Source organism: Limnoglobus sp., assembly GCF_059499385.1.
On sequence record NZ_JCABYM010000127.1, the window covers coordinates 1 to 20,642 of the forward strand.

General features: G+C 68.0%; 13 protein-coding genes and 2 tRNA genes. 8 read left to right on the plus strand and 7 right to left on the minus strand.

Annotated elements, in window-relative coordinates; translation table 11 throughout:
* Nucleotides 1-913, minus strand: a 913-nt coding sequence (locus AC5JJ2_RS22400; RefSeq protein WP_495860267.1) for an NAD(P)/FAD-dependent oxidoreductase, incomplete at its 3' end; no start/stop codon positions are given.
* Between the two features lie 133 nt (nucleotides 914-1,046).
* On the opposite strand from AC5JJ2_RS22400, the gene AC5JJ2_RS22405 reads away from it, so the two are divergent.
* Nucleotides 1,047-2,954 carry an endonuclease MutS2 gene (locus tag AC5JJ2_RS22405; RefSeq protein WP_495860268.1) on the plus strand — a complete coding sequence of 636 codons (1,908 nt, stop codon included), beginning with the start codon at nucleotides 1,047-1,049 and terminating at the stop codon, nucleotides 2,952-2,954.
* Here the strand turns inward: AC5JJ2_RS22405 and AC5JJ2_RS22410 are convergent.
* From AC5JJ2_RS22410 to AC5JJ2_RS22420, 3 genes are all read right to left on the minus strand, one after another.
* Complete coding sequence (locus AC5JJ2_RS22410) at nucleotides 2,909-3,577, minus strand: CbiM family transporter (protein ID WP_495860269.1); 669 nt, start codon at nucleotides 3,575-3,577, stop codon at nucleotides 2,909-2,911. The two genes, AC5JJ2_RS22405 and AC5JJ2_RS22410, sit on opposite strands and share 46 nt — an antisense overlap.
* A gap of 55 nt (nucleotides 3,578-3,632) precedes the next feature.
* Nucleotides 3,633-7,244, minus strand: coding sequence for a PVC-type heme-binding CxxCH protein (locus AC5JJ2_RS22415; RefSeq protein ID WP_495860270.1), 3,612 nt, complete (start codon nucleotides 7,242-7,244; stop codon nucleotides 3,633-3,635).
* Nucleotides 7,245-7,385: 141 nt separating this feature from the next.
* Nucleotides 7,386-7,766, minus strand: coding sequence for a YidB family protein (locus tag AC5JJ2_RS22420; protein WP_495860271.1), 381 nt, complete (start codon nucleotides 7,764-7,766; stop codon nucleotides 7,386-7,388).
* A gap of 66 nt (nucleotides 7,767-7,832) precedes the next feature.
* Between AC5JJ2_RS22420 and AC5JJ2_RS22425 the strand changes: the two genes are divergently transcribed.
* Nucleotides 7,833-8,705 (plus strand): TolB family protein, encoded by an 873-nt coding sequence (locus tag AC5JJ2_RS22425; protein WP_495860272.1) that lies wholly within the window; start codon nucleotides 7,833-7,835, stop codon nucleotides 8,703-8,705.
* 125 nt (nucleotides 8,706-8,830) lie between these two features.
* On the opposite strand, the gene AC5JJ2_RS22430 is transcribed toward AC5JJ2_RS22425, so the two are convergent.
* Together AC5JJ2_RS22430 and AC5JJ2_RS22435 are read right to left on the minus strand one after the other, a co-directional pair.
* The gene (locus AC5JJ2_RS22430; protein ID WP_495860273.1) at nucleotides 8,831-11,608 is read right to left on the minus strand and encodes a tetratricopeptide repeat protein; all 2,778 of its coding nucleotides are present in this window, start codon (nucleotides 11,606-11,608) and stop codon (nucleotides 8,831-8,833) included.
* 196 nt (nucleotides 11,609-11,804) lie between these two features.
* A tRNA-Ile gene (locus tag AC5JJ2_RS22435) sits at nucleotides 11,805-11,877 on the minus strand.
* Nucleotides 11,878-12,009: 132 nt separating this feature from the next.
* Here AC5JJ2_RS22435 and AC5JJ2_RS22440 point away from each other — a divergent pair.
* The 4 genes from AC5JJ2_RS22440 to AC5JJ2_RS22455 all read left to right on the plus strand — a co-directional run bounded on the left by AC5JJ2_RS22440 (nucleotide 12,010) and on the right by AC5JJ2_RS22455 (nucleotide 16,265).
* Nucleotides 12,010-13,209 (plus strand): GIY-YIG nuclease family protein, encoded by a 1,200-nt coding sequence (locus AC5JJ2_RS22440; protein ID WP_495860274.1) that lies wholly within the window; start codon nucleotides 12,010-12,012, stop codon nucleotides 13,207-13,209.
* A gap of 12 nt (nucleotides 13,210-13,221) precedes the next feature.
* Nucleotides 13,222-14,466: an MFS transporter gene (locus AC5JJ2_RS22445; protein WP_495860275.1), complete on the plus strand. Its 1,245-nt coding sequence runs from the start codon at nucleotides 13,222-13,224 to the stop codon at nucleotides 14,464-14,466.
* A 77-nt stretch (nucleotides 14,467-14,543) separates the two neighbouring features.
* Nucleotides 14,544-15,338 carry an NAD-dependent epimerase/dehydratase family protein gene (locus AC5JJ2_RS22450; protein WP_495860276.1) on the plus strand — a complete coding sequence of 265 codons (795 nt, stop codon included), beginning with the start codon at nucleotides 14,544-14,546 and terminating at the stop codon, nucleotides 15,336-15,338.
* Between the two features lie 27 nt (nucleotides 15,339-15,365).
* Nucleotides 15,366-16,265, plus strand: coding sequence for an SDR family oxidoreductase (locus AC5JJ2_RS22455; protein ID WP_495860277.1), 900 nt, complete (start codon nucleotides 15,366-15,368; stop codon nucleotides 16,263-16,265).
* A 78-nt stretch (nucleotides 16,266-16,343) separates the two neighbouring features.
* Here the strand turns inward: AC5JJ2_RS22455 and ligA are convergent, their stop codons facing one another.
* Entirely contained in the window at nucleotides 16,344-18,359 is a 2,016-nt protein-coding gene (ligA, locus tag AC5JJ2_RS22460; protein WP_495860278.1) for an NAD-dependent DNA ligase LigA, read from the minus strand.
* Nucleotides 18,360-18,514: 155 nt separating this feature from the next.
* On the opposite strand from ligA, the gene AC5JJ2_RS22465 reads away from it, so the two are divergent.
* Nucleotides 18,515-18,589: transfer RNA gene (locus AC5JJ2_RS22465), tRNA-Met, on the plus strand.
* 123 nt (nucleotides 18,590-18,712) lie between these two features.
* Nucleotides 18,713-20,642, plus strand: a 1,930-nt coding sequence (locus tag AC5JJ2_RS22470; RefSeq protein WP_495860279.1) for a S46 family peptidase, incomplete at its 3' end; no start/stop codon positions are given.

Sequence of the window (20,642 nt, forward strand, 5' to 3'; positions counted from 1 at the left end):
GCGGGGGGGGGGGGGCGGGGGGGCGGGGGGGGGGGGGGGGGGCGGGGGGCGGGGGGGCGGGGGCCCCCGCCCCCCCCCCCCCCCCCCCGGAGCTCCCTTCCCCCGACGCGATCCTCACCGGGCGGGGCAGGCGACCCCCCTCCCTAACCCTCCCCCCCAAGGGGGGAGGGAATAAATCCTCGAACCCCGACCGAGTGCTTTGTCGGTTCATTCGCGTGTTGAGCAACAGGATTTGACCGCGGACCGGCCGAACGCCCGGCCGACACCCGAGATCGGTAAGCAGCCGCTCGCTCCACGGCCCCGCGGCGAGGAGGACGCGGTCTGCGGTCACGGTTTCGCCCGAGGCGAGCCGCACGCCACGGACGCGGCCGTCTGTCGTGAGCCAGCCTTCGATGCCGTGGTTCGGTTGAAGTTCAACGCCGAAGCCCTGGCAGAGCGCGATCAAACCCCGAAGATGCCACGGGTTCCGAACCTGGGCCATGTCGGGAAGCAGGACGGGCGACGCCTCACTCCCGGCGACTGACGGTTCGACTTCGCCGAGGAGCTTCGGCGGCAGTTCTTCAAAAACGATCCCCTCGGCCCGCCACAGGTCCATCGCGTACCGGTCGTCGGCCGCCAGGAACTCGATCCCGCCGTTCACCCGGTAGCCGTTGTCGACGCCGGTGCGGTCGCGAAGCTCATCCGAGAATGCCGGTAGCTCGACCGAGCCAATGGCCCGCAGCTTGTCGATCGGCGTGGCCGCGCGGTCCGGGTTGCCCGGCGGGATGATTCCGGCCCCGGCCCACGACGCCTCCCGGCCGAACTCGCCGCGGTCGTGGACGGCCACCGTCGCCCCGGCGCGGCGCAACTCCACCGCGGCCGTCAGGCCGATGATGCCGCCGCCGATCACCAGAACGTCCGGGCCGCTCGCCATGAGGACGTTATACGACCCGCCGTCGCCGGACCGAACCCGGCGGCCGTATCATGCCTGTGTCCCGTTCCGCCGTGAACCTGCCGTCCGCGGGTCGTGTCCAGCCGGCATGACCGCGACCGAGATCGAACCGAAAATGGATTCCCACACGCTCGAACTCATGGAGTTCGACAAGGTCCGCGACTTGCTCGCCGGGTACGCCGCGTCGTCCCTCGGCCGCGACCTCGCCCGTCAGTTGGAGCCGACGACCGACGCGGACGCGATCCGCACGGAGTTGTCCCTCGTCACGGAGATGGTCGAGGCGCTTGTCGCGGGCCTCGCGCCGCCGTTCGGCGGGCTGCACGACGTTCGCCTACTGGCCCGCCGCGCCGCCATCGGCACGGCCCTCACCGCGGAACAGCTTCTCGAAGTTGCCGAGACGTTGAACGTCACCGGCGCGATGTACCGCTACCGGATGCGATTGACGGAAACCCTCACCGGCCTCATCGACCTGCTCAACGGCGTCGAGGACCAGGGGGCGGTGGCGAAGACCATCGGCGGGTGCATCGACGGCCGCGGCCACGTCCTCGACATGGCCAGCCGCGACCTCGGCGTCGTCCGGCAGAAGCTGTACGAGTTGGACGAGAAGGTGAAAGCCGAGGTCCGGCGGCTGCTCCGCGACCCGGAGTTGCGGAAGATTCTGAGCTACCCGAACGCCACGGTCAACGGCGACCATTACGTCCTGCCCGTCTCGGTCAACCACCGGCACAAGATTCAAGGCATCATCCACCGCGTCAGCGGCACGGGCGAGACCGTGTTCGTCGAGCCGGCGTCGATCGCGAAGCTGAGCGCCGAACGGGTCACGCTGAAGGCCGAGGAGGACCGTGAGGTCAAGCGCATCCTCCGGCGGCTGAGCCAGGAGGTCGGCCGGATCGCGAAGCCGCTCTGCTACTCGCTCGACGTGCTGGCGAAGCTCGACCTCGTGACGGCGAAGGCGAAGTTCAGCCGCGACTTTGACATGTACGCGCCGATCGTCAACGAGGACGGCAAACTCTGGCTCCGCAACGCCCGCCACCCACTCCTGGAGAACATCTTCCGTAACGAGAAGCGGCCCGACGGCGAACCCGCCCGCAAGGTCGTGCCCGTCGAGATGCGCCTCGGCCTCGGGTTCAACCTGCTCGTCATCACCGGGCCGAACACGGGCGGGAAGACGGTGACGCTGAAAACGACCGCCCTGCTCTGCCTGATGGCCCAGTGCGGGATGCACGTCCCGGCCGGCGAGGGGAGCACGGTCCCGGTGTTCAAGCAAATCCTGTCCGACATCGGCGACGAGCAGAGCCTGGAACAGTCGCTCAGCACGTTCAGCTCGCACGTCTCGCGGATCGCGAAAATCTTTGAAGTGGCGGACGACCGCAGCCTGATCTTGCTCGACGAACTCGGCGCGGGGACCGACCCGGTGGAGGGGGCCGCGCTCGGCCGGGCGATCCTCGACCAGCTCGACGCAGTCGGCGCGCGGGCCGTCGTGACGACGCACCTCGGCGACCTGAAGACGTATGCGTTCAACAACGAGCGGGCCGAGAACGGGGCCGTCGAGTTCGACACGGAGACGCTGCGGCCGACGTACAAGCTGCACATCGGCCAGTACGGGATGAGCAACGCCCTGAAGATCGCCCGGCGGCTGAAGCTGCCGAAGGAACTGCTTAAGCGGGCGCACCGCTACCTGAAGCGCCGCCGCGGGAAGATCGGCGAGTTAGCCCGCCTCCAGGAGTTACGGGCCGAGGCCGAGAAGGCGAAGGTGGACGCGCTCGCGGCCCAGCACGAGGCGAGCCGACAGAAGGCGGAGTACGAGCGGAAGGCGGCGGCCGTCGAGCGGGAGCAGCAGCAGGCGGCGGAGATGAACGAGAAGCGCGAACGGCTGAAGCAGAACGACCGCGTTCACGTTTCTCGGTTCGACGCGGTCGGCAAGGTGGTGCGGGTGGACGCCAAGAAGCAGGTCATCACCGTCAGCCTCGGCCTCGGTCAGTGGGAAGTCCCGTTCGACGAGGTGACGCCGGTGGACGGGTGATTCAGGCCGAGCCAGTCGGGTTTCACTTTCGCGAGGTACGCGAGCAGCACGCCGGTCCCGACGCTCTCGACGGCGATAACGGGGACGTGCCAGACAAGCACTGTGATCGCGGCCGCGGGGCCGCCCTCGTCTTTCATTCCGAGCCAAACGACGAGAGCGTTGAGCGAGACGGTCGCCGTACTCGCGAGGAAGCCGAGGAGGACGCCAAGGGGGAACGCTCGCGCCGGGCGGGCGGCGACGGTCCCGCGGAACAGGCAAAACAGCAGGTGGCACGCGAGCGCGGGCAGGCCCATTACGGCGGTGTTAACGCCGAGCGTCGTAAGCCCGCCGTGCGCGAACAGGAACGCCTGGAACGTCAGCGCGACGAGCATCGCGATGCCGACGAACCGGCCGAGCAGGATGCCCGCGACGGCGTTGAGCAACAAGTGAACCTTCCCGAAGCCGACGGGCAGGTGCAGCAGCGACGCGACGAAGAGCGCGGCCGTGAGGAGGCCGATACGCGAGACTTGATCCTCGTGGATGCGTGCGAGGCCGAGGAGGACGAGCAGGCCGGCAAGGGCCGCGCCGCCGAGGAGCCATTCGTTCGAGACAAATCCGTCGGGCAGGTGAACGGCAAACAACATCGGTGCGTCACGCGAAAGGACCATGGGCCGCGGTTCGACCCACGGTCCCGTTATATCACTCCGGCTTCGTCGCCGTCCGCACGCCGTCGGCGACGAACTGCAACCCGAGTTCGTGCCGCGTCCCGGCGTTGACGAGCTTCACCAGCACCGGCGACCAGCCCTGCGGCAGCTCGACCTCGACCTTCGCCTCCGTCATCGGCGACTTCTCGGCCGTCCGCTCCAGCACCATCTGCTTCGCGACCCACAGCCGCAGCGGGTCGTCCGACCGCACCACGGCGGACACCTTCTGTTTCTTCGGCGAGTACACGTAGGTCATCGCGTAGGTGGCCGTCGGCTTCGCCGGCAGCATCGGCTTCAGCGACAAGAGGCCGGTCGGCTCGACCGGCTTCACTTGCCACGCCTTCGGGTCCGGGTTGCCCTCGACGCTCGACGCCTTCTTCAAGTCCGGGTCGAACCCGGTGGCGACGGCGAACTCGAACACCATCCCGCGGAGCGACTCCTGTGCGGCCTTGTTCTTGAGGAACGCGACGAGGTCGATGAACTGCTCGTAGCTCAGCTGCGACACCACGTCGTCCGGCATGAGCGAAATCTTGGACGGGGCGAGCTTCTCCACGTCCTCCCTCTTCACCCGCACGTCCCGGCCGTTCGCCTCGCGGATGACGACCTCCTCCTTCGACTCCGTGATCTTGAGACCCGTGTGAACTTGCCCGCCCAGCGTGTCGAGGCGGTACGCCTGGTAGCCTTCCTTAATCTCCTTGCTCGGCTGGGTCATCGACTCCAACAGCTTCTCGACCGAGTGCGTGTCCCATACCCGCGTGAGGTCCGGTCCGACCTGCCCGCCGACGCCTTCGAGCCGGTGGCACGTCACGCACGCGAGCTTCGTCGCGTTCAAGTACAGCTCGCGGCCGCGGGTCGCGTCGCCCTTTATCTGCACCATCTCGCGGACCTTCGCCACGTCCTCGGCGGCCGTGGACAGAAGCAGGCCGCCCTTCTGCACGTCCGCGTTCAGCTTCGCGATGGCGGGGTCGGTGGAAAACTTGCGGAGCGCCTCCGACACCCGCGGCCACGTCTCGGCCGGCAGTTTCTTCGCGACGAATCGCTCACCGAGCAACTTCGCCCCGTCCTTCGTCGTGCCGAGGACGGCGATGGCTTCCGCCACGAACGCCGGCTCCTTCTGGGTCAGCCACTGCTCCGCGACCGCCCGGCCCTGGCGTTGATCCAACGCGGCGAGCGAGCGGAGGGCTTCGGCCCGGAACGCGGCCGCTTCCGTCGGCGTCGTCACGATCGTGCGGATGACGGACGACGCGTTCGCATCGCCGGCCACGCGGACGGCCCGCATCGCGGCCGTCCGTTCCGCCGCCGGCTTCTTCGCGTCCGAGAGGATGGCGAGTAGCTTCGACATCGTGTAAGTCAGCCGCGCCTGCTCGACCGCCTGAATCGCCGCGAGTCGGGCGTCCGCGTCGGCGGAATCGAGCATCGCGGAGACGAACTTCGTACCGGCCGGCCCGGAGAGGTTGCCGTTCGCGGCGAGGACTTCGACGGCCGCGATCTGCACGGCCGCGGCCTCCGTCGGCCGCGCCGCCATGAACTCGGCGAGCGGTTCGAGGGACAACATCGGGTCGAACAGGTAGTTGCCGTAGGAGCGGACGAGGTCGCCCCGCTGCCCCGGTGTGAAGTAACTCGCCGCGATCAGTTTCGATAGCGCCTCGGCCGCCGGCTTCGTGCGGAGGGCGGTGAATGCGAGTGCGACCTTGTCGCGGCTCACGTTGTCGCCGGTCTCGGCCGTCTTCACGAGCGCGTCGATGCCTGGCTTGCCGAGCCGTTCGATGGCGCGGAGGTACGAGTCCGCGAGGAACACGTCCTTGGAATCGTTCGCCTTCCACGCCGCCACGAGCGCGTCCGCGGTCGTCGGCCCGCCGATCCGCGGCAGCGCGAGCGTCGCGGCCCGCCGTACCGCCGGGTGCGCGTCCTGCATCGCCCGCGCGAGCGCCTCCTGCACCGGCTGCGACCCGGCCTTGCCGCGCTGCCCGAGCCCCTCGACCGCGAGCCGCCGCACGTCGGCGGAGTCGTCGTTGATGAGCAGGCGGAACAGGTCCTCAACGTCGCCGTTCCAGTGCGCTTGCAGGACGCCCATCGCGACGAGCCGGCCGTTCCCCTCGATGCCGCCGGAGATGAACTTCTTGAGCACGAGCTGCCGCGACTTCTCGCCGCGCCGGACGAGTTCGTTCCGCGCCGTCAGCCGGTCGCTGAAGTCCTCGGCGGACAGTTTCTTGACCAACTCCTCGTCGGTCGCCTTGAGCAGCTTCGCCCACGCGTCCATGCCGCGGAGCGGAATCTCAGGCTGCTCCTTCGTGCCGACCCACCGCAGGCGGTAGATGCGGCCGTTCTTGCCGTCGCCCCACAGCTTGCCCGCGCCGCCGGAGTCGGTCCGCCAGTCGCAGACGTAAATCGCCCCGTCCGGCCCGGTCACCATCTGGCACGGCCGGTAGAGCGGGTCGTCGCTCTTCAGGAACTCGAACTCGCTGACGATGTCGAACGACGAGCCGCTCGGCTTCGGTTGGTACGCGCGGATGACCTTGCGGTACACGTCCGGGTAGTAGAAGAGGCCGCGGTACTGTTTCGGCAGCCGCGTGTCGTTGTAGATCAGCATCCCGGCCGGCGAGCCGCGGCCGGTCTTCACCATCGGCGGCAGCTTGCCGGGCAACTCCCCGGCCACCGCGCCGCGGCCGTGGTCCGGCTGGCAGCAGCGCGCGCCGATCTTCAGCCGCCAGCCGTAGTCGCTCTCCTCGGCGACGTGCATGATCCGACACCCGGTGAACCGGCTGCCGTCCTCGTTGTCGTTGTCCGTGTGGAACCAGTTGAACGCCTCGTCGTGCGCCAGGTCGCGGTACGGGTTGCGGTAGCCGAGAGAGTACGTTTCCATCTGCGACCCGTCCGGGTTGCACCGGAACACCGCGCCGCACCGCAGGACCGTCGCCCGCGAGCCGTCCGAGCCTTCGACGAAGTTGTCGTCGTCGCCGCTGGTGATGTAGAGCTTGCCGTCGTTGCCGAGCGTCAGGCCGGAAACCTGGTGGTGGTGGAAGCCGCAGAAGCCCTGCGCGATCGTCTCCTTGATGTCCCACAGGCCGCCGGGCTTCGACTGCCGGTAGCGGCGAACTGTGCCGCGGCCGGTGAGGTAGACCCAGCCGTCGTGGTACAGCACGGTGGACGGCAGCTCGTCCACGATGATGACCTTCGCCGCGTCGTACTGCCCGGTCTTCGGGTTGAGCGTCAGTTCCTTGAGCGGGTCGCCGACGAACTTCTTCATCGTCGCGACCTGCTTCGTCGAGCCGTCCTTGTACCGGAACGTCTCCTTGAACTCGAACCACCGACCGTCGCTGTACGGATCCGGGGCCCACTCCAGCACGAGGAGCCGGCCGTCCGGGGTGAACGTCATGCCGACCGGGTTCACGACCGTCGGGTCGGTGGCGACGATCTCGAGCCTGAACCCCTCCGGCGTCTGGTAGCCCTTCAGCCGCGGGTCGAACTGGCCCTGATCGACGTACTTGATCGGGAACGGCGGCGGCTTCGTCGGCGATTGCGGCGTCGCGAAGTCGGCCGGCGGCGGCGGGGCGGCGTGCGCCAGCGACGCCAGCGCGAGGGCGAACGGGAGGGAGAGGTAGCGCATCGAACGGTCAGCTCCAGAAAAATATGTCGGACCGGCGGGATGCGGACAGATTAAACCAGAACCGCGTGAAGTGGTAGACTTTTCCGGTCCGGCAAACCGGACCGGCGGCAGGGGGTAGCGGTGGTGCGGGTGATTCGGCCGTTACTGCCCCGGCAGGCGGCCGTTCGGGGTGAGCTTGTCCACCATGCCGGGGAGGTACTTCGCGAGCTGCTTCGCCAACTCCGACTGCGAGAGGCCGGTCTGCTGGGCCATGTCCGCCATCTTCTGCGGACCGACCGCGGCCTGCACCTGGTCCGGCGAGACGTTCTCGTTCTTCCCGGTACCGACCCACGAGTTGAAGATGTTGCCGAGGCCCTTCTCCTGAAACTGCTTCATCAGCTGGCCGAGCGGCCCGCCGTCGGTCCCATCGGTGGACTGGCCCATGCCGAGCTTGCCGAGGAGGTTACCCTGGATCGCGTCCATGATTTTTTTCTTCATCCCGCTGCCGAACAAGCTGAGAATGAACTCGATGACCTTCATCATGGCCAGGCTCCGCGGTAGTGAGATGAGTCGGTGACTGGTGGGGGCGTTCTACGGGAACAGGACCGGATGAACACCATTCGTAGACTGTTGATGGTCGTTGTTCTCATCCTACTCTCGTTCCGGGCGGCCGCGGCCGACCCGGTGCGGGTGACGAACGACGGCACGTTCAAGCAGCACCTCCAGTGGTCGCCGGACGGGAAGCGGTTCCTGCTCACCCGCATCCACGAGGGGAAGATGGCCGTCTGGACGATGGCGGCCGACGGCAAGGACGCGAGGCGGCTGCTGCCGGACCACGTCATGCCGCACTTCGACGCGGCATGGTCGCCGGACGGCAAGCGGGTCGTGTACGTCTACGACAAGCTCGAAGGCACGGACGGGAAGCTGCAGATCAACTCGTGTGCCGCCGACGGGTCGGACGACAAGGTGATCGTGCCGCACCAGGCGTTCGAGGAGTCGCCGCGGTACTCGCCCGACGGGAAGCGCATCCTCTGGGTCAGCACCCGTGACAAGAACCCGGAGCTGTACACGGTCGATGCCGACGGGAAGGACCAGAAGCGGCTCACGAGCGAGATCGCCTACGATCTTCAGCCGGGCTGGTCGCCGGACGGAGGCCGTGTCGCGTTCGCCAGCGCGCGGACGGGGCGGCAGAAGATATTCAGCATGAAGGCGGACGGCAGCGACCTGAAGAAGCTGACCGACGGCGACCACCTCGACTCGTGGCCGGTCTGGTCGCCGGACGGCAAGCGGATCGCATTCGTGTCGAACAAGACGGGCGACTACGACGTGTGGCTCATGGACGCGGACGGCAAGAACGTACGGAACCTGACCGCTAACGGCGGGCACGACACGTCGCCGACGTGGTCGCCGGACGGCAAGCGGCTGGCGTTCATCTCGACCCGCGACGGCGGCAGCGACGTGTACGTGACGGCGGTGAAATGACCTGACTTCCGAAGTCCGGCTTCGACTTCGGAAGTCGAGCGAGACCGGCACCCACGTGGTAGAACCAACGCTGCCGTGCGGGATCGACTTCCGAAGTCGAAGCCGGACTTCGGAAGTCAGGGCGCTCAATCCTCGTCCGGGGCGAGCGGTAGCGGACTCGCGATGTCGCCGGACAGGTAGCGGTCCCGCAACCGCTTGTAGTAGTGGCTCCGGTACTCCACCACCCGCAGCTTGTCGATCACATCAATGGCTTCAATCCGGTCGCCGCGCCGGAACAACACCTCCGCCAGCACTTCCTGGTGCCACTTCAAATCCGGCTCGAGTTCAACCGCCTTCTTCGCGTGGACCAGCGCCGCGTCGAGTTCCCGCCGGCAGCCGGCCGCCGCGAACGCCGCCGATGCGTGCGCCCACCCGCTCTCCGGGTTGTCGGCCGTCAACTTGCGGAACGTCTTCCAGACCATCGCGAACAATTCGTCGGCCTCCTTCGTCCGGTTCAGCTTCTCGAACTCCGGCACGACCGCGATCAGGAATTCGGCGTGCCCCGGTAACAGCGTCAGAATCTCCTTCGCGTCGGCGAACGCCTCGTCGGCCTTGCCGGCCGCGAGCTTCGCCCGCGCCCGGTTCGCCCGCACGTTCGTCGGTACGGTCACGTACCCGATGCCGTCCACGAAGACGACGTTCGGCGTCTTCAGGAGGAAGTGCAGGTTCCGCTCGATGGCCGTCGCCGCCGCGTCGTACTCCTTGAGCATGAGCGAGCACCGCCCGATCTGATTCCACACGTTCCCCCGCATCGGCGTCCAGTACCACACGCCCTTCAGCGTCGCGTCGCGGGCCTTCCGCGCGTCGGCCATGTGGCCGCGCTCGCAGAGTTCGTGAAGGAACCGCGCCGAAACCTGCGCGTCGCCGAGGGCGATCCGGTGGGCCGCGTCGATCCGCCGCTGGCCTTCCTTCTTGTCGTCCGCGGCCGCGAGCGAGCGGCCGGACAGGTACAGTAGGATCGGGTTTCGCGGGTACTGGTTCCAACCCAACTGGAATACCTGGGCCGCTTCCGCGTGCTTCCCGCGATGGGTGAGCAACTCGCCGAGATCGAGCCAGACCTTGAACGTCTCGTCCGTGCCGTACATCCACGCCTTCGGCCCGGCCTGCTGGCCGCCGGCGTGGATGACGCGGAGCGTTTGCGACCCGTCGTTGCCGTCGTCCGGCGTCTCCACGCTCCACACCTTCGCCGCCTCGCGGAGCTGCTTCTCCGCCTCGTCCCAATCCCCGGCGTGCCGGGCGACCAGCGCGAGCGCCCGGTGAATCCGGACGCGGTTGAGCATCGACCCGGCGGGCTTGGCGTTCTCCCCCTGCCACGCGGCCATCGCCTTCTTCGCCTCGGCCAACCGCTCCGGCGTGGCGCGGCCGGTGACGACTTCGCGGACCCGCCGCATCGTCGCCCCCGGTTGCTCGTCCTTCACGGGACTGAACTTTCGGAACGCCCGCCACCACGCCTGCGCGGCTTCCGCGTCCTCCTCGAACAGCAGCTCGAACGGGTCCGGCGAGGCGTCGAACCCGCCGTACTCCCGGCTCTCGATCTTCGCGAGAAGCTGTCCCGCGTGCTCGGCCGCGAGGTCGAACCGGCCGGACCGCAGTTCCGCCCGGAGCAGCTCGCGGACGGCGTAAGAGTCACGGTCGCGGACCGTCTCGGCGATCTGGTTGAACAGTTGCACCGACTCGTCCTTGCGGCCGAGTTGGGCCAGCACCCGCGCCTTCCGCATGTCGTAGTAGACGCGGCGGCGGGCCTCCCACCCGTCGTCCGCGGGTGGCGGGCCGTCGGTGAGCAGTTGCAGCACCTCGTCGAACATCAGCCGCCCGGCCAACACGTCGGCCAGCAGCCGCGGCTCGGCCTTCTTCTCGCGTAGAACCTCGATCCCTTCGACCGGCCGCTCGTTCAAGAGCAGCGCTAACCCGACATCGGCGCTCACCTCGCCGCCGATCTCCGAACCGGACCGCTTCGCCTCCGCGATCAGTTGGTTGACCTTTTCCGTGTTGCCGACCTTCCGCTGGCGGAACAGGTTCAGCCCGAAGTGCGGCATCTCGCCGTCGATGGATTCGTTCGCCAACTCCGACCACGCCCCGGCTTCTTCCAGGAACGACGCCCGCATGTGCGGCGGCAGCGCCTCCTTCGGGACGGCGAGCATCCGCTTCGCCGCGGCCGCGCCTTTGCCGTCGAACTGCTGCACGACGGCGAGGACGGCGGCGCTGAACCCGGCCCGGTCCGTGCGGAGCTGCGTCGCCCGTTCGAGGAACACCGCCGCGTCCTTCAGCTTCCCGCGTTGGTGCATGAACACGGCATAATCGAGCCACGCCTCCGGGTTCGGGCCGAACGTGCCGAGTTCGAGCAGTCGCTCGGCCTTGTCCAGCTTCTCGCGGAACACGAGAGCCGGGACGGCGTCGCGGGTGTGCGTCAGGAGGTGCTGGAAAATCTGGTCCCGGCGTTCGCCGTCGAGGTCGTGGGCGAGCAGCAGGCCGAGCGTCTCGATGCCGCGGTCCTCGCCCTTGAGCAGCCCGGCGACGGCCGGGAGTTGCCGGTCGATCTCGTTCGACCGGAAGTCCTTGATGAGCTTGAGAAGCGGCGTCGGCGTGTCCGGGTAGACGCCCCAGTCGAACTTCTCGAGGATGTCGGCAGCGCGTTGCGCGACTTCGGGCATCTCGCTGCGTGCCGCCGCCTCCAGCGCAGGGCGGGCGGCGGCCCCGAGTTTCCACAACTCCCGCGACGCGCGGTCGCGGACGGCGAAGACCGGGCTGCCGAGGTCGCGGGCGAGTTGGTCGGGCCTCTTGTCCGGGTTTTTGGACGGCTCGGCCGCGGCCCCGGTGGCGGAAAGTGACGCGAAAACCAAGGCGAAGGCAAGGAGGGTGCGCACGGGCATCTCCACAAACAGTGGGGTGAAAGTGGATGGTCGGCCGACAGCAACTGAGGGGGAGGCAATCAAAAGTGCGTCAGTCAGGCTGCGAACGATCTACCGGAGTTTAGCACACTTTCCCGGTCCCTGACTACCTCAGGTTGTCGGGCGGGTGGGGGCGGCCGCAAGTGACGTGGCGAACGGGACGTGAATCGAGTGGGGCCTCCGGGATTCGAACCCGGAACCAAGGGATTATGAGTCCCCTGCTCTGACCGTTGAGCTAAGGCCCCCGACGCAAATCATGATACCAACTGACGCGGGCCGAACGAGCCGAGTTCGCGGCGGTTGCCGTTGCGGGGGACGTGTGCATTGGTACAATGCCGGTCCCACAGGATTCACGCATTCGGGAAGGAGTTCCGCCGATGGCACGCGCGGCCCCGGACGGCCGACCGTCGGCCGACCTGTTCGGCGATTCCCCGGTCGCCGGGTTCGGGCCGAGCCGGTTCCACCTCGACGGCGAGCCGTGCGGCGGCCTCGCCCTCAAATGTCGGACGGCGAAGCGGCTGAAGGCGCACGTCCGCGCGAAGGCCCCGAAGACGCCGGGCGTGTACGGGATGCTCAACGCGAAGGGGCACGTCATCTACGTCGGCAAGGCGAAGAACCTCCGCTGCCGCCTCCTCAGCTACTTCCGCGAGAACAGCCGCCACCCGAAGGCCGGGAAGATCGTCGCGAACACCCGCACGCTCTTGTGGGAGCACACGCCGGACGAACTCGGCGCGCTGCTCCGCGAGCTCGAACTCATCCGCCGGTTCCGCCCGCGGTACAACGTCCTCGGCCAGCCGGGGCGGGAACGCTACCGCTACCTCTGCCTCGGCCGCGGGCCGGTGGCGTATGCGTTCGTGACGCGGGAGCCGACGGGAAAGGAACTCGCGTGCTACGGCCCGTTCGCCGGCCGCGGGCGGTTGGAGGACGTGGTCCGCCGCCTGAACGACTTGTTCCTCCTCCGCGACTGCTCGTCGAAGCAGAAGATGCTATTCGCGGACGAGAAGCGGCTGTTCGAGGCGGACCTGGCCCCGTCGTGCTTGCGGCACGAGCTGGGCATGTGCCTGGGGCCGTGTGCGGCGTTCACCAGCCGCAAGCAGTACGGCAAGGCCGTCGGCGGCCTCCGCAAGTTCCTCGACGGCGACGACAACTCGATTCTGACGAAACTCAAGCAAGACATGGCCGAGGCCGCGAAGGTGATGCAGTACGAGCGGGCCGGGGCGATTCGCGACAAACTCACGGACGTGGAGTGGCTCGACCAACGGCTCGCGCTGTTGCGGACCTCGCGGGAGCAGACATCGCTGGTGTACCGCGTCGTTTCCCACGACGAGCGGCCGATCTGGTACCTGTTGAACCGCGGGCAAATTTGGGCGGCGGTGCCGGAGCCGACGGACGCCGCCTCTCGCCGCCGGGCGGCCGAGTTGTTAGAAGTGGTGTCACAAACCCTCCCGCGGGTCGGCCGGACGTGCGTGGACAGCGTGCTCCTCGTGGCCGCGTGGTTCCGCAAGCGGCCCGGCGAGCACGCGAGCGTCCGCCCGGCGGCCGACGTGCTCCGCGAACTGCGGGCCGACGCCTCTTGACGGACCCTCCCCATGCCCCCTCCCGGCGACGCCACCCCACCCCCTTCGATCCGCTGGTGGGTGTGCGGCCTCCTGTTGCTCGCAACCACGTTGAACTACCTCGACCGCGTTGCGTTGAACCAGACCTCCATCGCGATTCGCCTCGCCTTTGACCTGAACGACGTGCAGTGGGGGACGATCGAGTCCGCGTTCTCCGTCGCGTTCGCCGTCGGCACGATCACGGCGGGCTGGGTGGTGGACCGCGTGGGCGTCTATTACGTCTACCCGATACTCGTCGTCGGCTGGTCGTTGGCGGGGTTCCTGACCGGGTACGCCGACGGGTTCCTCTCCCTCCTCGCGTTCCGGTTCGCACTCGGCCTCTTCGAGGCCGGCAACTGGCCGTGCGGCATTCGGACGACCCGGCAGGTGCTCCCGCCGGCCGAGCGGCCGTTCGGGAATTCCCTGTTCCAAAGCGGCACGGCCATCGGCGCGATCATCACGCCGTTCATCGTGATCGCGTGCTACCGGGCCGTCGGCGAGACCGACCCGGACCGGTGGCGGTGGCCGTTCCGGGTGATCGGGCTGATCGGGCTGGCGTGGGTCGCGGCGTGGTTCGCCGTCGCCCGGCGGTCGCTCGTGGACGCCCCCCGGCCGGACGGCCCGGCGGCGACGCCGTTCCGAGCCGTCTTCCGCGACCGCCGGTTCTGGCTGACGGTCGCCGTCGTCCTCGCCGTCAACACAAGCTGGCACACGTTCCGCGTGTGGATGCCGCTCTTCCTGCAGAAGCGGCGGGGCTACACGGAAATCGAGTTCCAGTACTTCTCCATCGCCTACTACGTGGCGGCCGACATCGGGACGTGGGCCGTCGGGCTGGCCGTCCTCGGGATGACCAAGCGGGGGCGGCCGCTGCACCAGGCCCGGATGATCGGGTTCGCCGCCAGCGTCGGGCTGGTGTTGAGTTCGCTGGCGATCCCGTTCGTCGGCGACCCGTACCTGGTCGCCGCCGTGTTCCTGACGTTCGCGTTCGGCGCGCTCGGCCTGTTCACGGCGTACTTTTCGCTCAGTCAGGAGCTGTCCGCGGCCCACCAGGGGAAGGTGACCGGGACGCTCGGGTTCATCAACGCGATCTACCTGGCGGGCCTCTTCTACGCGGAGGGCGTGATCGCGAACGCCCTCGGCCGGTACGACCCGATCCTCGCCTGCGCCGGCATCCCGGCACTGCTGGCGTTCGTGCTGGTGTACTTCTTCTGGAACCAGCCGGCCGAAAGTTCCCCTTGACCGACCCGTCGTCCACCCCCTACGCTGTCCGCTTGGCGGGCGAAGGATTCGCACCGTCGGTGCTCAAGGAGGGGTGCATGGACCGGTCGTCGTTCTGGCAAGACCGCCGTGCGCTCGTCCTCGGCGGGACCGGGTTCCTCGGGTCGGCCGTCGTGCGGACCCTCCTCGACCGCGGGGCCGCCGTCTCGACGCTGGTTCGCGATTCCGGCCGCAACTCCGAGTTCTTCACGCAGAACCTGTTCGACGCCGTCCACGTCAGCCGCGGGGCCGCGGGCCGCGACCGGCTGCGAACGCTGCTGACCGTCCTGCAACCGGCCGTCGTGTTCCAACTCGCGTCGGTCGCGGGCCAACCGCGGACGAAGGCGAACGTCACCGCCGACCTGCTCCAACTCGTCGCGGAGTTCGGCCCGGACACACGGGTGATCGTCCCCGTCGCGGCGACGGAACCGCGACCGCGGTTTCAGAATCATGCCGACGGCCGCCTCCGCGTGGGCTTCGTGACACTGCCACAGCTTTTCGGCGAAGGGCCGCCGTCCCGCGCGACGTGGGCCGGGCTGCTGTTCCAGGCCGCGGCCGCGCGGCGGCCGTTGCCGGCGCTCGTGCAGCCGGACGCGGCGTTCACGCACGTCCGCGACGCGGCCGCGTCGCTGCTCGCGGCGGCGGAACTGCTGACGACGCTGCCCGAAGCCCCGGCCGACGGGCTGTGGCTGGAACCGCCCGCGACGGCGACGGCCCGGCAGCTCTGGGACCGCGTGTCGTCGCCACTCGCGGTTGCCGATCGCCTCGGCGACGCGGTGCGGACGACGCTCGGCTGGTACGAACGAAACCCGCAAGGCGTGGAACAGGACGTTCCCGCCCGACGGGCGGCCTGATCGCTTTTCGTCACGGAGGACATCACGATGCGCAGCCTGATTCTCGGGGCCACGGGGCAGATCGGTTCGCTCCTCGCCGCGGAGTGCGAGCTCCGCGACGACGTGGTGCAAGGGACGTGGTACCGGCGGCCGCACGCCGAGCACGTCCCGCTCGACCTGCGGGACGAGGACGCGGTGCGGAGCCTCGTCCGCGACTTCCAGCCGGACGCCGTGTTCCTCGCGGCCGGGCTGACGCAGATCGACTTTGCGGAATCGAACCCCGCCGAGTGCCGGGACGTGAACGTGATCGGCGTCGAGAACGTCGTCGAGGCCATGGCAGAGACGGCGGCGAAGCTCGTCTACTTCTCGTCCGCCCACGTCTTCGGCGAGTGCAAGGCGGCGGCGAAGGAAGACGCGGCGACGGCCCCGCTGAACGCCTACGGCCGGTCGCAGGCCGAGGCGGAGCGGGTGATCGCGGGCGTGCTACCGGACCGCCACCTGATCCTCCGTAGCCACTACGTTTACGGGTTCGAGGAGCGGGGCAAGAACCCGGCCCTACACGCGGTGCGGCGGATGCGGGACGGGCAGACGATCCGCGCCGCGACCGACCGCCACTGCCAGCCGACGTTCGGCCCGGACCTCGTGACCGTGGCCGTGGAGTTGGTGAAGCACGGCTGCGTCGGGACGTTCCACGCCGTCGGCCCGGACCGGATGACGGAGTTCGCGTTCCTCCGCACGACGGCGTTCATCTTCGGGCTGGACGTGGATTTGGTGGAAGGCGTGCCGACGGCTGAGATGCAGGAAGAAGCCCCGCGGGCGAAGTCGGCGTGGTTGGACCGGTCGAAGCTACGGGCGGAACTCGGACCGAAGGCGCTGCGCGGCCCGAGCGAGGGGTTGCGGAAGCTGCGGGACGGCGAACTCGTCCCGGCCGTCACGCGGGCGGCCTAATTGGTAGAACCCGGAGCGGTAGCGACGGGGTGTGGGGGCGCTCCCACACCCCGTCGCTACCGCTCCGGGTTCTACAACCTATTGCTTCACCATCTTCTCGAACTCGTCCTCCGTCAGCACCTTCACGCCGAGTTCTTGGGCCTTCGCCAGCTTGCTCCCCGCATTCTCACCGGCCACAACGTAGTCCGTCTTCTTCGACACGCTCCCGGACGCCTTCCCGCCCAGCTCCTTGATGAGCGCCTCGATCCCGGCCCGGTCGTACTTCGTCAGCGTCCCCGTTACCACCAGCGTCTTCCCCTGGAGCACCAGCGTTCCCGCCGCGGCCGCCTTCTTGTCGTGCGTCAGTTTGATGCCGAGGTCGCGAAGCTCCGCGACCAGCTTCTCGCCGGCCGGGCTGTGGAAGAATTCGTGGACGCTCTTCGCCCGCTTCGGCCCGAACCCCTTTACCTTCGACAGCTCGTCCTCGGACGCCGCGAGCAGCGCGTCGAGGCTCGGGAACTGGTCCGCCAGCAACTCGGCCATGCTGCCGCCGACGCTGTAGATCGTGAGCGCCGGCAGCAGCCGCGACAGCCCGCGGCCCTTGCTCGCGGCGATGCCGTCGAGGAGGTTCTGGGCCTTCGTGTCCGCGAACTTGTCGAGCGTGAGGAGTTGCTCTTTTGTCAGCCGGTACAGGTCCGTCACCGACTTCACCAACCCGGAATCGACGAGTTGCTTCGCCACCTCCTCGCCGAGGCCGTCGATGTCCATGCGGTCCCGCCGGGCGAACGACGTGACCCGCCGCGTCACCTGGGCCGGGCAGCGGCCGATGTCGGCGCAGAAGAACCCGTAACTCGTCGGCGACTCGTCCTTCTCGACGGCCGCCCCGCACACCGGGCACTTCTCAGGCCACTTGATCGGCCGCTCCTTCCCGGTCCGGGCGTCCGTCACCACGCTCACCACCTGCGGGATGATCTCGCCGGCCTTCTCGACGACGACCGTGTCCCCGTACCGCACGTCCATCTTCTCGACCCACGAGGCGTTGTGCATGCTCGCCCGGCTCACCTTCGTCCCGGCGAGCTGCACCGGCGGGTCGAACAGCGCGACGGGCGTGAGTTCCCCGAACTTGCCGACGGAGAACTCCACGTTGCCGAGCTTCGTGACGCCCTGCTCCGCCTCGAACTTGTACGCCTTCGCCCACCGCGGGACTTTGCTCGTCGCGCCGAGCCGCTGCCGGGCCGCGAGGTCGTTCACCTTCACCACGATGCCGTCGGTGTCGTAAGGCAAGTCGTGCCGCTTCTCGTTCCACTCGTGGCAGAACGCGATCACCTCCTGCATCGAACTGCACAATTTCGTGTGCGGGTTCACCGGGAAGCCGAACCCCTTCAACGTCTCCAGCAGCTCGGCCTGCGTGCGGACCTCGACCCCCTCGACGGCCCCGGTCGCGTACCCGAAGAAGCTGAGCTTCCGCTTGGCACACTCCTTGGGGTCGAGCTGCTTGAGCGTGCCGGCCGTCAGGTTGCGGGCGTTCGCGTATGGCTCCTCGCCGTCCTTCGCCCGCTGGGCGTTGATGCGTACCAGTTCCGCCCGCGTCATGTAAATCTCGCCGCGGACCTCGAAAAGCGTCGGCGGCTTCTTCCCGTGCAGCCGGAGCGGGATGCCGTTGATCGTGCGGATGTTGTGCGTCACGTCGTCGCCCACGTCGCCGCTGCCGCGGGTGGCCCCCTGTACGAACAACCCGTCCGCGTACGTCAGCGAGATGCTTACCCCGTCGATCTTGAGTTCGGCCGTGTACGCGACTTCCGGCTTGCCGAGGGCCTTGCGCACGTCGGTGTCGAACTTGACGAGGTCCGCTTCCGAGTAGCTGTTGTCGATCGACATCATCGGGGCGCGGTGCGTGACCTTCTGGAACCCGTCGATCGGCGCGCCGCCGACCCGTTGCGTCGGGCTGCCCGGCGTGACGAGCGCGGGGTGTTTCGTTTCCAGGTCGATCAGTTCTTGGAGCAGCCGGTCGAACTCGCGGTCGGAGATTTCGGGCGCGGCCTCGACGTAGTACTTGTGGTTGTGGCGGTCGATCTGCGTCCGCAGGTCGGCGATTCGCTCGGCGGGGGTGGGCACGGCACGGCCTCCGGTTGGCGTCGGATGGCGGAATTCTGCTCCGGCGGGCGGGTTGTAGCAAGGTCCGAAGTGGTCGAACCGGCGAGAACTTGGAATCGTTTGTCCCATCCCCCCTTTCCAACCCCGGCGGTCGGCCCTATACTGGTATTACAGAACGCGGCGTGGAGCAGTCCGGTTAGCTCGCCAGGCTCATAACCTGGAGGTCATAGGTTCAAATCCTATCGCCGCAACTTCTCTTTCATCTCACTTCCGTCGGACGAATCCCTACCCTTAGCCCCACAAGACTCCACTCCCAGGGGGCTGCCATGCGATCATTCGTACTAGTTAGTTTGGTTCTGCTCGGAGGGGCGGTGATGCCGGTGCGATCCGACGAGGGGATGTTCCTACTCAACGACCCGCCGAAGAAACTGCTGCACGAGAAATACCAGTTCGACCTGACCGACGCCTGGCTGGAACGGGCCATGAAGGCGAACGTCCGGTTCAACAGCGGCGGGTCCGGCGGGTTCGTCTCCGCGGACGGCCTCATCGTCACCAACCACCACATCGCGGCCGACGCACTCCAGAAGCTCAGCAAGCCGGGGCTGGACCTGTATCACGACGGGTTCTTCGCCAAGAGCCGGGCCGACGAGTTGAAGTGCCCGGACCTGGAGCTGAACGTCCTCCAGTCCATCGAGGACGTGACCGACCGGGTGAACAAGGCCGTTGACGGTCAACTGGACCCGGCGCGGGCGTTCCTCGCCCGGCGCGCGGTCATGGGCGATATCGAGAAGGAGTCGCTCGCGAAAACCGGCTTCCGCTCGGACATGGTTACGCTGTACCAGGGCGGGGCGTACCACCTGTACCGGTACAAGAAGTACACCGACGTGCGGCTCGTGTTCGCCCCGGAGTACAACGTCGCCGGGTTCGGCGGGGACGTGGACAACTTCGAGTACCCGCGGCACGGCCTCGACGTGGCGTTCTTCCGCGCCTACGAGAACGACCGACCGGCAAAGCCGGCGCACTTCTTTAAGTGGGCCGAGGTCGGCCCGGCTGAGAACGACCTCGTGTTCGTCACCGGCCACCCCGGCACGACGAACCGGCTGGAGACGCTGGCGAAGCTCAAACACCGGCGGGACTTCACGCTGCCGTACACGCTCTACCGGCTGCGGACGCTGGAGGCGGCGCTCACGCAGTACGGCAACGGCGGGCCGGAGGAGTTCCGTCAGGCCGCGACCGACCTGCACCGCGTGGCGAACGCGCGGAAGGCTTTCGGCGGACAGTTGCAGGGGCTGCTTGACCCGAAGATCGTCGCGGAGAAGGATCGGCAGGAGCGGGAACTTCAAGGATCGACGCCGCAGGTCGTGTTCCCACTCAGCCCGCGGCAATTCCACCCGTGGCGGACCATTGAGGAGGTGCAGGTGAAGTACCGCGCCTTCGAGCGGGAGCACGCATTACTCGAAACCGGGCACGGGTTCTTCAGCGAACTCTTCACCGTCGCCCGGCACTGCGTCCGGATGGCCGACGAACTGCCGAAGAAGTCGGCCGACCGGCTCCGCGAGTACCGCGACTCGAACCTCGAATCGCTGAAGTTTCAACTCTACTCGCCCGCCCCGCTCTACCCGGACTTGGAACGGGCGAAGTTGCAAACGTCGCTGACGTTCCTCGCGGAGAACCTCGGCGGCGAACACCCGCTCACGGTCCTCGTCCTCGCCGGGAAGAATTCGGCCGCGCGGGCCGAGGAGCTGATCGCCGGGACGAAGCTGTTCGCCGTCGAGGAACGGAAGAAGCTCGTGGACGGCGGGAAGGCGGCCGTCGACGCCAGCACGGACGCGATGATCGTGCTCGCGAAGGCCGTCGATGCGGAGGCGCGGAAGCTGCGAAAGCGGTTCGAGGAGGAAGTCGAGGAGCCGGAGCGGCAGGCGTATGCCGAGATCGCGAAGGTCCGGTTCCAGTCGTTGGGGAAGTCGGTCCCGCCGGACGCGACGTTCACCCTGCGGCTCGCGTTCGGCACCGTGAAGGGGTACGAGGTCGGCGGCGAGAAGCTGCCGTTCCACACGACGTTCGGCGGCGCGTTCAAGCGGGCCGAGGCGATGAAGAACCGCGAGCCGTTCGACCTGCCGACGCGGTGGCTCGACGGCAAGGCGAAGCTCGACCTCGACACACCGTTCAACTTCGTAAGCACGGCCGACACGATCGGCGGGAACAGCGGCAGCCCGGTGCTGAACCGGGCGGGCGAGTTGGTGGGCATCAACTTCGACCGCAACCGGCACGGGCTGGTGCGGAACTTCGTCTACACCGACGTGC